An 11,805-nucleotide genomic window follows, 5' to 3' on the forward strand; every position below is an offset into this window, starting at 1 on the left:
TGCTGTTTTTTGCTTGCCGGGAAAATACTTTAGGTTTAAAGTATCTGCTTCCGGGCCTTGTGCACGCGCCCGCTACCAGCCAGGATGAGCATGAGCAGCGACCCTTCGCCTACCACCGCATCTCCCCAGGACGACTTTGCGCGCACGCATTTGCCGCCGCGCGCACTCTGGCCGCAGCTGTGCCTGGACTTGCCCGAACTGCAGTATCCGGCGCGCCTCAATTGCGTCGCCGCGCTGCTCGATGCCGCCGTGGCCAATGGCGGCGGCGGGCGCATCGCCATCCTTGCCGACGGCCAGCGCTGGACCTATGCACAGCTGGCGCGGCAGGTCGACCGCATCGCCCACGCGCTGCGCAGCGACCTGCGCCTGATCCCCGGCAACCGCGTGCTGCTGCGCGGCGCGAATACGCCCATGATGGCCGCCTGCCTGCTGGCCGTGCTGAAAGCCGGCTGCATCGCCGTGCCCACCATGCCGCTGCTGCGCGCGCGCGAACTGTCCGCCATCCTGGCCAAGGCGGAAGTGAACGCCGTGCTGTGCGCGCAGGGCTTGCGCGGGGAACTCGATGGCGTGCCCGGCTTGCCCGCCATGCTGTGCTTTGGCGCCGACGACACGGAACTGGAGCAGCGCATGGCGGCCCACGATGCGCCATTTGCCGCATGCGACACGGCGGCCGACGACGTTTGCCTGATCAGCTTTACCTCGGGCACGACGGGCGTCCCCAAAGGCACCATGCACATGCACCGCGACCTGCTGGCCATCTGCGACTGCTTTCCCCGCTCCATGCTGCAGGTGCGCGCCGACGACATCTTCATCGGCACGCCGCCGCTGGCGTTCACCTTTGGCCTCGGCGGCTTGCTGCTGTTCCCCCTGCGCTTTGGCGCGGCCACCGTACTGCTGGAAAAACTCACGCCCGACGGCCTGCTGCGCGCCATCGAGGCGTACGGTGCCACCATCTGCTTCACGGCGCCCACCTTTTACCGCCAGATGGCGCTCCTGGCGGCCAGCCACGACCTGCGCAGCCTGCGCCTGTCCGTCTCGGCCGGCGAAGCGCTGCCGCTGGCCACGCGCGACGCCTGGCGGGCGGCGACGGGCCTGGCCATGACGGACGGCATCGGCGCCACCGAGATGCTGCACATCTTCATTTCCGCTACGGGCGAGGGCATCCGCCGCGGCGCCATCGGCAAGGCCATTCCCGGCTACCAGGCATGCATCGTCGATGACGCAGGGGTGCCGCAGCCGCCCGGCGTGACGGGCCGCCTGGCCGTGAAAGGCCCCACCGGTTGCCGCTACCTGTCCGACCCGCGCCAGCGCGAGTATGTGCAAAATGGCTGGAACCTGACGGGCGACACCTTCGAGATGGATGCCGACGGCTATTTCTATTACCGCTCGCGCAGCGACGACATGATCGTTTCGGCCGGCTACAACATCGCCGGCCCGGAAGTGGAAGAGGCGCTGCTGCGCCACCCGGCCGTGGCCGAATGCGGCGTGGTCGGGCGCGCCGACGCCGAGCGTGGCCAGATCGTCGAGGCGCACGTGGTGCTCAAGGAGGGCTGCCAGGCCAGCGATGCGCTGGTAGCCGAACTGCAGGACTTCGTGCGCCAGCAGATCGCCCCGTATAAATACCCGCGCGCCATCCATTTCCTGCCTTCCCTGCCGCGCACGGAAACTGGCAAGCTGCAGCGCTTCAAACTTCGTACGGACACTCCATGAATATTGTCTGCATCGGCGGCGGCCCCGCCGGCCTGTATTTCAGCCTGCTCATGAAAAAGCAGAACCCCGCGCACCGCATCACCGTCATCGAACGCAACCGCCCCTACGACACGTTTGGCTGGGGCGTCGTGTTTTCCGACCAGACCCTGGGCAACCTGGCCAACGCGGACGAGCCGACGGCGCGCGCCATCCTGCAGGCGTTCAACCACTGGGACGATATCGAGATCCACTTCAAGGGCGAGACCGTGCGCTCCGGCGGCCATGGCTTTTGCGGCATCGGCCGCAAGCGCCTGCTCAACATCCTGCAGGCGCGCTGCGAGGAACTTGGCGTGCAGCTGGTGTTCGAGACGGAAGTGCAGGACGACCAGGCCATCGCGCGCCAGTACGGCGCCGACCTGGTGATCGCCAGCGACGGCTTGAACAGCCGCATCCGCACCCGCTATGCGGCCAGCTACCAGCCCGAGATCGACCAGCGCCATTGCCGCTTCGTCTGGCTGGGCACGCGCAAGAAATTCGAGGCCTTCACGTTTGCCTTCCGCCAGACGCCGCACGGCTGGTTCCAGGCGCATATCTACCAGTATGACGGCGAGACCTCGACCTTCATCGTCGAAACGCCCGAACATGTGTGGCGCGCGGCGGGCCTCGATGCCATGAGCCAGGAAGAGGGCATCGCCTTTTGCGAAGCCCTGTTCGCCGAGGAACTCGATGGCCACGGCTTGCTGAGCAATTCGCCGCACCTGCGCGGCTCGGCCCAGTGGATCACCTTCCCCCGCATCGTCTGCCGCCAATGGGTGCACCGCCAGGATGGCGTGCCCGTCGTGCTGATGGGCGACGCGGCCCACACGGCGCATTACTCCATCGGCTCGGGCACCAAGCTGGCGCTGGAAGACGCGATCGAACTGGCGCGCTGTTTCGGCCAGCATGCCGACGCCGCTGCCGGTACGGATGCTGCGCTGACCGCCTACCAGCAGCTGCGCACCATCGAGGTGCTCAAGATCCAGAGCGCGGCGCGCAATTCCATGGAATGGTTTGAAAACGTCGAGCGCTACAGCGCCATGGAAGCGCCACAGTTCGCCTATTCCATGCTCACGCGCAGCCAGCGCATCTCGCATGAAAACCTGCGCCTGCGCGACCCTGCCTACGTGGCCGATTACGAGCGATGGCTGGCGCGGCGCGCGGGCGAGCAGGCCGGCGTGGCGATGCTGGACGAGGCCTTGCCGCCCATGCTCACGCCCTTCCGCTTGCGCAGCGTGCTGCTGAAAAACCGCATCGCCGTCTCGCCGATGGCGCAGTACAGCGCCGTCGACGGCGTGGCGGGCGACTACCATCTGATGCACCTGGGCGCGCGCGCCATGGGCGGCGCGGGGTTGGTATTTGCCGAGATGACGTGCGTGTCGGCCGATGCGCGCATCACGCCCGCCTGCCCGGGCATGTACAGCGAAGCGCACACGCAGGCCTGGCGCCGCATCGTCGATGTCGTGCATGCCAACAGCGATGCGAAGATCGCCCTGCAGCTGGGCCACGCGGGGGCGAAAGGCTCGACACGGCCCATGTGGGATGGCATCGACCTGCCCTTGAAAGAGGGTAACTGGCCGCTGATCTCGGCCTCGGAGCAGCAATACCTGGCCGGCGTGTCGCAGGTGGCGCGCGCGGCCACGGAAAGCGACCTGGCGCGCATCGAGCAGGATTTCGTGCGCGCCACCCTGGCGGCGGCCGTCGCCGGTTTCGACTGGCTGGAGCTGCATTGCGCGCACGGCTATCTGCTGTCGAGTTTTATCTCGCCGCTGACCAACCGCCGCACGGACGAATATGGCGGCAGCCTGGAAAACCGCTGCCGCTATCCGCTGCGCGTATTCCGTGCCATGCGGGCCGCCTGGCCGCAGGATAAGCCCATGAGCGTGCGCATCTCGGCCCACGACTGGGTCGAAGGCGGCATCACGCCCGACGACGCCGTCGTCATCGCGCGCCTGTTCAAGCAGGCGGGCGCCGACCTGATCGACTGCTCCTCGGGTCAGGTCAGCAAGCTCGAACAGCCAGTCTACGGGCGCATGTTCCAGGCGCCGTTCGCCGACCGCGTGCGCAACGAGGCGGGCATCGCCAGCATGGCCGTCGGCTCGATTTTTGAAGCCGACCACGCCAACAGCATCATCGCCGCCGGGCGCGCCGACCTGTGCGCCGTGGGCCGGCCGCACCTGGCCAACCCGGCCTGGACCCTGACGGAGACGGCGCGCATCGGCTACAGCGGCGCTGGCGCCGGAGCTGCCTGGCCGAAACAGTACCGGCCGGGCCAGCAGCAGCTGGAACGCAATCTGCAGCGCGAGCGCCAGCTGGCGGCCGCCAATACGGGTCTCACCCCGCAACAGGTGGCCGCGCGGCTGCTGGAAGGATGACATGAAGACGCAAGCGATAATCGACAGGCACGCGCTGGTGACGGGCGCCGGCAGCGGCATCGGACTCGCTTGCGCGCGCGCCTTGCTCGATGCGGGCGCCCGCGTCACCCTGGCCGGGCGCGACGGCGCGCGGCTGGCGCGCGCGCGCATGCAGCTGGAAGAAGAGGGTCATGCGGGCAGGGTGGCCATCTGCGTGCTCGATGTGGCCGTGGAAGCGTCCGTGCAGGCGGGTTTCGCGCAGGCCGCCGCGCATTTCGGCCGCATCGATATCTTGATCAATAACGCGGGCCAGGCGCATGCGGCGCCTTTCGGCAAGACGGATACCGCCATCTGGCAGCAGATGCTGGCCGTGAACCTGACGGGCGTGTTCCACTGCTGCCAGGCGGCCATGCCGGCCATGCTGGAAGCGGGCTGGGGGCGCATCGTCAACGTGGCGTCGACGGCGGGCTTGAAAGGCTATCGCTACGTCAGCGCCTATGTCGCCGCCAAGCATGGCGTGATCGGCCTGACGCGCGCGCTTGCGCTGGAAGTGGCGCCGCGCGGCGTCACCGTCAACGCCGTCTGCCCCGGCTACACGGAAACGGACATGGTGGCCCAGGCCGTGCAGAATATCGTGCGCAAGACGGGGTGCGGCGAAGATGCGGCGCGCGCGGAACTGGCGGCCAGCAATCCGCAGCAGCGGCTGGTGCAGCCGCGCGAAGTGGCCGATGCGGTGGCGTGGCTATGCCTGCCCGCGTCGGCAGCCATGAATGGACAATCGATCGCCGTCGCCGGCGGCGAAGTCATGTAACGGAATGAAGATCATGGATAAAGAACCCGAGAATGTGCAGGACGAGCCCGTGCTGGATCTGGCCAGCCGGTTGACGCAGGACCACCACCAGTCGCTCAAGCTGTGGCTGCGCATGCTCTCGTGCACGGTCAAGATCGAAAACGAGGTGCGCACGCGGCTGCGCGCCACCTTCGGCATCACCTTGCCCCGCTTCGACTTGATGGCGCAGCTGGAACGCTTTCCCGAAGGTTTACGCATGGGCGAACTGTCCAAACGCATGATGGTTACGGGCGGCAATATCACGGGAATCACCGACCAGCTGGAGCAGGAAAAACTGGTGGCGCGCGTGGTCGATCCCAAGGACCGCCGCTCTTACAGCGTCAAGCTGACGCCGGCGGGCCGGCGCGCGTTCGACGAAATGGCGCGCGTGCACGAAGGCTGGATCGCCGAACTGCTGCACGGCGTGACACCGGACGACAAAACCCGATTGATCGACCTGCTGTCGCACATGAAGCAGCAGTTGAATAACACCCCCCTAAAGGACTGAGCATGCGCCATCTACCCGGCCAGCCGCAAGACCTGCCAGGCAACCGCGCCAGCCTGGCCGGCTACGCCGCGCGGCATTTCCTGTTTTCCGTCGCAGGCGGCGTCGCCACATTGACCTTGCACCGGCCCGAGCGCAAGAATCCGCTCACTTTTGACTCGTATGCGGAACTGCGCGAGCTGTTCCGCGCGCTGGCGCATGCGGACGATGTCAAGGCCGTGGTCATCACGGGCAGCGGCGACAATTTCTGTTCGGGCGGCGACGTGCACGACATCATCGGCCCCCTGACGCAGCTCGACATGCCCGGCCTGCTGGCGTTTACCCGCATGACGGGCGACGTGGTGAAAGCCATGCGCGCCTGTCCGCAACCCATCGTCGCCGCCATCGACGGCATTTGTGCGGGCGCTGGCGCCATGCTGGCGCTGGCCTCCGATATCCGCATCGGCACGGCGCGCAGCAAGACGGCCTTTTTGTTTACCCGCGTGGGCCTGGCCGGCTGCGACATGGGTGCCTGCGCCTTGCTGCCGCGCGTGATCGGTCAGGGCCGCGCCGCCGAATTGCTGTACACGGGGCGCTCCCTGCCTGGAAGCGAGGCCGAGCGCTGGGGCTGGTTCAACCGCCTGGTCGAGCCGGAAGAATTGGCCGAGGCGGCGCAGCTGTTCGCCGCCGGCCTGGCCAGCGGCCCCACCTTCGCGCACGGCATGACGAAAAAAATGCTGCAGCAGGAGTGGAACATGGGCGTCGATGAAGCCATCGAGGCGGAAGCCCAGGCGCAGGCCATCTGCATGGCCACCAACGATTTCCACCGCGCCTATCACGCCTTCGTGGCGAAAGAAAAACCGCAATTCGAGGGCGACTGACATGAGCAGCACGCGTGATATAACTTACCTGGACTGGCCGTTTTTCGAAGCGCGGCATGCCGAACTTGAACGCGAACTCGATGCCTGGGCCGCGCAGCACCTGCAGGAAGCCCATGGCGCCGATGTCGATGCCGCCTGCCGCGCGCTGGTGGCGCAACTGGGGCAGGGCGGCTGGCTGGCATACGCCACGGGCACCGATGGCAAGATCGACACGCGCGCCATTTGCCTGATGCGCGAAACCCTGGCGCGCCACAACGGCCTGGCCGATTTCGCCTTCGCCATGCAGGGACTCGGTTCCGGCGCCATCGGCCTGTTCGGCAGCGCCGACAACAAGGCGCGCTATTTGCCGGACGTGGCCAGCGGCAAGCGCATCGCCGCCTTTGCCCTGTCCGAGCCGCAGGCTGGCTCCGACGTGGCGGCCATGGCGTGCGCGGCGCGCCGCGATGGCGACGACTACGTGCTCGATGGCGAAAAGACGTGGATCTCGAACGGCGGCATCGCCGATTTTTACGTGGTGTTCGCCCGCACGGGCGAGGCGCCGGGCGCGCGCGGCATCAGCGCCTTCATCGTCGACGCGGACAATCCCGGCCTGGAAATCGCCGAGCGCATCGCGGTGATCGCGCCGCACCCGCTGGCGCGCCTGCGTTTCAATGCCTGCCGCGTGCCCGCCACGCAGCGCCTGGGCGAGGCGGGACAGGGTTTCAAGGTGGCGATGGCCACGCTGGACGTGTTCCGCACGTCGGTGGCCGCCGCCGCGCTGGGCTTTGCGCGGCGCGCCTTTGACGAGGCGCTGCGCCACGCCATGGCGCGCCAGATGTTCGGCCAGACCCTGGCGGACTTCCAGCTGACGCAGGCAAAATTAGCGCAGATGGCCACCGGCATCGAGGCGGCTGCCTTGCTGACCTACCGCGCCGCCTGGCAGCGCGACCAGGGCCGCAAGGTGACGAAGGAAGCGGCCATGGCCAAGCTGACGGCCACGGAAACGGCGCAGCAGGTGATCGACGCGGCCGTGCAGCTGTTCGGCGGCATGGGCGTGGTCAGCGATCATCCGGTCGAGCGCCTGTACCGTGAAATCCGCGCCTTGCGCATCTACGAGGGCGCCAGCGAAGTACAGCAATTGATCATCGCGCGCGAACTGCTGCGCGAGGCGGGACATGTATGAATAACCAGGAGAACGCAATGCAAGTGCTGCAACCACCGGGATGGGCCAGGCCGCGCGGCTATGCAAATGGCGTAGCCGCCAGCGGACGCACGGTGTACGTCAGCGGCATGATAGGCTGGGATGCGCAGGGCCGGTTCCATACGGACGATTTTGCGGGGCAGGTACGCCAGGCCTTGCAGAATATCGTCGCCGTGCTGGCGGAGGCGGGCGCCTTGCCCGAGCATATCGTGCGCATGAACTGGTATGTGCTCGACAAGAAGGAGTATGTGGCGGCGTATCCGCAAATCGGCGTGGCGTACCGCGAGCTGATCGGCAAGCACTTTCCTGCCATGACGGCCGTGCAGGTGGCCGGCCTGATCGAGGATCGCGCCAGGGTGGAAATCGAGGTGACGGCCGTGCTGCCGCCATGATGGCTGCAATAAACTATTGCCTTAACTGCATTTCAATTGAAATAAATTAATGCAATTAATATATCACCCTGTGCTATATTGATATGCCGAAAATTCGCGGCATATATACAGGGGGAGCGATGCAACAACAAATCATGCTGAAAATCAAGGCGGTGCGGCCCGTCACCTTGCTCGCCGGTGCCTTGCTGTGCATCGGCAGCGTTCCTGTCGCCTCGGCGCAATCCTTGCTCAACGGCGCGCAGGAAGCGCAGCTGTCCGCCTGGCTGGGCGAAGGGCCGCTGGCGCTGACGGCCATCTACACGAAGTCGGCGGGCGACACCTCGCGCGACTTCCACCTGGCCGCCGACGGCAAGGGACGCACGTTTTCCGTGATGCAGGCGAGCAACGCCGCCGGCCAGACCTGGCTGGTGGGCGGCTACAACCCGCAAAGCTGGAATTCGTCGGGTACCTACAACATGACGCCGGAAGACCGCGACCGCACGGCCTTCATCTTCAACCTGACGTCGGGCCAGTATTTCCGGCAGACGCCGAAAACCTATGCGCTGGACTCGGTGGGGGCGTATCAAACCTTCAATGATATCGATGCCGGCCCCACGTTCGGCATCGGCGCCGACCTGGGCATGTCGGCGGACCTGAGCACCAATGGCATTTCTTCGCGCTACTCGTACATCGACCCGGTCAATGGCATCTTTGGCGCAAGCTTGCTCGATGGCGCGCCGTATGGCTCCTATCCGAACGTCACGTTTGGCGCCATGCAAGTATTTAGCGTCAGCGCCGTGCCCGAGCCCGCGATGTTGCAACTCATGCTGGCCGGCTTGTTGCTGGTTGGTGCAGGCGTCGCGCGGCGCAGGAAATTTAGCGTGCCGCCGTTTGCCACCATGGGTCTCAAATAAGGCAGGACGCTGGTACGAGTTCGGCAGCGTGGCGGGAAATGGTGTGCAGGAATGGCTGCCGGCGACGGCGCGCCTGGCCGTGGCAGTCCGGCGCATGCCCGCACGTTGTGCGGGCAAGAGTTCGTCTCGTCACCATGTGTAGAATAATAATAAACAAATATCAGCGTTAAAAGCATAAACTTGCCATTGCTGGCTGCCAACGCGTTACGTATAAGCAACTTTATGGAATTGCACCGTGTTATTTAATTCATTTCCGTTCTTTCTGGTGTTCTTGCCGTTGGCGTTGCTGGGATACTTTCTCCTGTCAAAATACTCGCTGCGGCTATCCATAATTTTCCTGTTGCTGGCCTCGCTTGCATTCTATAGTTACTGGGATGTCGCCTACCTGCCGCTGCTGCTGCTGTCAATCTGCTGCAACTTCAGCATTGGCCGAGTCGTTTCGAAACGTCAAGAGACGGGCCGCAAGCGCGAGGCAAAGCACTGGCTGTGGCTCGGACTCGCCTTCAATTTGTCGCTGCTGGTGTTTTTCAAGTATTTTGATTTTTTTATCAGCAATATTGCCACCCTGACGGGGGCGACATTCCAGCCGCTGGGGATTACCCTGCCGATCGGCATCTCGTTTTTCACCTTCACGCAAATCGCCTACCTGGTCGATTGCCACGCCGGCAAGGTCAAGGATTACCAGCCAGAAAGCTACGGTTTGTTCGTCACCTACTTTCCGCACCTGATCGCCGGTCCGATTTTGCATCACAAGGAAATGATGCCGCAGTTCGTGCAGGCCGAATCGCATGTCTTCAGCCGCGGGCGCCTGATCGTCGGCCTTGCATTCTTCACGATTGGCCTGTTCAAGAAAGTCATTTTGGCCGATGGCATCGCGCGCTACGTCGCACCCGTCTTCGACCTCCATCACGCCCATTTGAGCATGCTGGAGGCATGGGCCGGTGCGCTGGCCTATACGTTCCAGCTGTATTTCGACTTTTCGGCCTATTGCGACATGGCGTATGGCTTGTCCTATATGTTCGGCATTATCTTGCCGATTAACTTTCTCTCGCCATACAAGGCGACCTCCATCATCGATTTCTGGCGCCGCTGGCACATCACGCTGTCCAATTTCCTGCGCGATTATCTGTATATCCCCCTGGGCGGGAATCGCAAGGGCGGGTTCTTGCGTTACCGCAACCTCCTGATCACGATGCTGCTGGGCGGACTGTGGCACGGCGCCAACTGGACCTTTGTGGTCTGGGGCTGCTTGCACGGCGCTTATCTGATCGTCAACCATGCCTTGCGTCATCTGCTGGGCCAGCGCAGCAACCTGGCGATACGGGCCGGCGGCGCACTGGCGACTTTTTTTGCCGTGGTGCTGGCCTGGGTGTTTTTTCGCGCCAGTTCCCTCGAGGTGGCGCTGGATGTGCTGCAAGCCATGGGCGGCGGCACGCTGACGCCCGCGATGCAGGAAAGCATGCTGGGCGTGAACCGCATCATGCAGCTGAGTTCCTGCCTGTGGTGGCTGGGCGTCTGCGCCGCCATCGTTTTCTTCCTGCCGAATGTGTATGAGCTGCTGGGGCGAGGCTTGCGCCTGTCGACGGAGCAGCGCCTGGACAGTGGCCGGGGCAGCGTCTTGCTGGGGGCCATGTTGATGCTTTGCCTGGTCTTGCTGGCAATTAGCGAGACGCGTGGCGTTTCTGAATTCTTGTACTTTAATTTCTGACAAATCATATGCGCTCCATATTTGCGATAGGCCTGGGTGTGCTGGTCACGGCACTGGCGTTGGAAGCGTTCCTGCAATGCATGCCGGTGGTGTCCGGATTGCGCATGGAGCAGAGCAGCGAACAGCGCCCGTATGCCCGTTATCTGCCGCAGCAGGACTACGTGTATTCGCATGGCTGGGCCCTGGCGAATGCCCGGCATGGCCGCACGAATCGGCAGGGCTTTACCAATTCCCCCGATTTCAAGGATGGCGCGGCCGTGCTTGTCATCGGCGACAGCTTTATCGAAAGCCTGATGCTCGAGTATCAGGAAACCCTGCAAGGCCGGCTGAGTCAAGCCCTGGGCGGCGGCGTGTATGCCGCCTCTGCCTCGGGCAACGGCTTTGCCGACGCGCTGGAAGTGTTCCGTCATACGCGTGCGCAATTGCATCCGCGCACGGTGGTGATGTTTGTCGAGCCGATGGACATGCAGGACATCCTGGCGCCGGCGCAGCGGGGCCACAGCATGTTTGTCGGCGAAGGGAATGATATCAGGATGGTGCATGTTCCCTATGTCGAGTCCAAGGCCAAGCGACTGGTCGCCTATTCGGCCCTGGCCCGTTATATCTATTACAACTTGAAATTTCCTGACTGGTTGATGAGCCAATTGCGCCGCAGTCCTCCTGCCGCGGCGCAGGAGCCGGCCGCCAGCGCACCTGATGCACGCCGCGCCGCCGCGCTCGAGTACTACATGACGCAATTGCGCGCGCTGGGCGGCGCTGGCGATACGCGCTTTATCTTCCTGGTCGACGCGGACCGGAACATGCTGTACGCGCCGCAGAAGGCGGTACCGAACTGGAAAGCGGGCGATCGCGCATTTTTCATCCAGACGGCCCTGCGACACGGCCATCAGGTGGTGGACATGCAGCCGGTATTCGCGCGCCATTGGGCGCAACAGCGCGAGCGCATGGATTTTCTGCCGATGGACGGCCACTGGAACCCGGTGGCGCACGATCTGGCGGCGCAGCAAATCCTGCCCTTGTTGCCTTCGGCATCGCCTGCGTTGCCGGCGCCATTGCGCCAGGTGGCAGGGCACTGAGGCGCCGGCCCCACGCACGTGCTGCCGGACTGTCAATGGCAGGAACTAGCCTGTATAATGCCGCTGCGCGTGTCGCCATCGTACAATGGATAGTACAAGGTCCTCCTAAGACTTAAATGCAGGTTCGATTCCTGCTGGCGACACCACGTTTCCACGCAACGCGCGTCGGCAGCCTGTGATCATCCAGGCGGTAATTACTGGTCGATGGCGATTGAAGTCCGAGTTATCGGTACAATGCGTGCTTCATTCATCCAATCGGCGGCTGTTTTGCACACCACGCGGT

At 64.3% G+C, this 11,805-nt stretch carries 10 protein-coding genes and 1 tRNA gene; all 11 read left to right on the top strand.

Going from position 1 to position 11,805, the window contains the following annotated elements; all coding sequences use genetic code 11:
- Nucleotides 1–90: 90 nt before the first annotated feature.
- The 11 genes from O3299_RS27210 (at nt 91) to O3299_RS27260 (ending at nt 11,668) form a co-directional block, all read left to right on the top strand.
- A complete protein-coding gene (locus O3299_RS27210; RefSeq protein ID WP_305063622.1) occupies nt 91–1,710 on the top strand; it encodes an AMP-binding protein in 1,620 nt (539 codons plus the stop codon).
- Nucleotides 1,707–4,100 carry a bifunctional salicylyl-CoA 5-hydroxylase/oxidoreductase gene (locus tag O3299_RS27215; RefSeq protein ID WP_305063623.1) on the top strand — a complete coding sequence of 798 codons (2,394 nt, stop codon included), beginning with the start codon at nt 1,707–1,709 and terminating at the stop codon, nt 4,098–4,100. The genes O3299_RS27210 and O3299_RS27215 overlap by 4 nt, the downstream gene beginning before the upstream one ends.
- Nucleotide 4,101: 1 nt before the next feature.
- Nucleotides 4,102–4,890 (top strand): SDR family NAD(P)-dependent oxidoreductase, encoded by a 789-nt coding sequence (locus O3299_RS27220; RefSeq protein ID WP_305063624.1) that lies wholly within the window; start codon nt 4,102–4,104, stop codon nt 4,888–4,890.
- Between the two features lie 13 nt (nt 4,891–4,903).
- Nucleotides 4,904–5,416 (top strand): MarR family winged helix-turn-helix transcriptional regulator, encoded by a 513-nt coding sequence (locus tag O3299_RS27225; RefSeq protein ID WP_305063625.1) that lies wholly within the window; start codon nt 4,904–4,906, stop codon nt 5,414–5,416.
- 2 nt (nt 5,417–5,418) lie between these two features.
- Nucleotides 5,419–6,273, top strand: a complete 855-nt coding sequence (locus O3299_RS27230; RefSeq protein WP_305063626.1) for an enoyl-CoA hydratase family protein — start codon at nt 5,419–5,421, stop codon at nt 6,271–6,273.
- Between the two features lies 1 nt (nt 6,274).
- Nucleotides 6,275–7,435 (top strand): acyl-CoA dehydrogenase family protein, encoded by a 1,161-nt coding sequence (locus O3299_RS27235; protein ID WP_305063627.1) that lies wholly within the window; start codon nt 6,275–6,277, stop codon nt 7,433–7,435.
- Between the two features lie 17 nt (nt 7,436–7,452).
- Nucleotides 7,453–7,845, top strand: a complete 393-nt coding sequence (locus tag O3299_RS27240; RefSeq protein WP_099665086.1) for a RidA family protein — start codon at nt 7,453–7,455, stop codon at nt 7,843–7,845.
- Between the two features lie 119 nt (nt 7,846–7,964).
- Nucleotides 7,965–8,738, top strand: a complete 774-nt coding sequence (locus O3299_RS27245; RefSeq protein ID WP_251350006.1) for a PEP_CTERM-anchored TLD domain-containing protein — start codon at nt 7,965–7,967, stop codon at nt 8,736–8,738.
- 340 nt (nt 8,739–9,078) lie between these two features.
- Entirely contained in the window at nt 9,079–10,446 is a 1,368-nt protein-coding gene (locus O3299_RS27250) for an MBOAT family protein (protein ID WP_354669839.1), read from the top strand.
- An 8-nt stretch (nt 10,447–10,454) separates the two neighbouring features.
- Nucleotides 10,455–11,522: a hypothetical protein gene (locus O3299_RS27255; RefSeq protein ID WP_305063628.1), complete on the top strand. Its 1,068-nt coding sequence runs from the start codon at nt 10,455–10,457 to the stop codon at nt 11,520–11,522.
- A 71-nt stretch (nt 11,523–11,593) separates the two neighbouring features.
- Nucleotides 11,594–11,668: transfer RNA gene (locus O3299_RS27260), tRNA-Arg, on the top strand.
- Nucleotides 11,669–11,805: the final 137 nt, after the last annotated feature.

Origin of the sequence: Janthinobacterium sp. SUN176 (assembly GCF_030587335.1) — a bacterium.
Lineage (GTDB): Bacteria > Pseudomonadota > Gammaproteobacteria > Burkholderiales > Burkholderiaceae_D > Janthinobacterium > Janthinobacterium kumbetense.

What these genes read in the sequence shown, in the direction of transcription:
- O3299_RS27255 (WP_305063628.1), top strand. Translation starts at nt 10,455, where the DNA reads ATGCGCTCCATATTTGCGATAGGCCTGGGTGTGCTGGTCACGGCACTG.
- O3299_RS27240 (WP_099665086.1), top strand. Translation starts at nt 7,453, where the DNA reads ATGCAAGTGCTGCAACCACCGGGATGGGCCAGGCCGCGCGGCTATGCA.
- O3299_RS27245 (WP_251350006.1), top strand. Translation starts at nt 7,965, where the DNA reads ATGCAACAACAAATCATGCTGAAAATCAAGGCGGTGCGGCCCGTCACC.
- O3299_RS27235 (WP_305063627.1), top strand. Translation starts at nt 6,275, where the DNA reads ATGAGCAGCACGCGTGATATAACTTACCTGGACTGGCCGTTTTTCGAA.
- O3299_RS27230 (WP_305063626.1), top strand. Translation starts at nt 5,419, where the DNA reads ATGCGCCATCTACCCGGCCAGCCGCAAGACCTGCCAGGCAACCGCGCC.
- O3299_RS27215 (WP_305063623.1), top strand. Translation starts at nt 1,707, where the DNA reads ATGAATATTGTCTGCATCGGCGGCGGCCCCGCCGGCCTGTATTTCAGC.
- O3299_RS27210 (WP_305063622.1), top strand. Translation starts at nt 91, where the DNA reads ATGAGCAGCGACCCTTCGCCTACCACCGCATCTCCCCAGGACGACTTT.
- O3299_RS27225 (WP_305063625.1), top strand. Translation starts at nt 4,904, where the DNA reads ATGGATAAAGAACCCGAGAATGTGCAGGACGAGCCCGTGCTGGATCTG.
- O3299_RS27220 (WP_305063624.1), top strand. Translation starts at nt 4,102, where the DNA reads ATGAAGACGCAAGCGATAATCGACAGGCACGCGCTGGTGACGGGCGCC.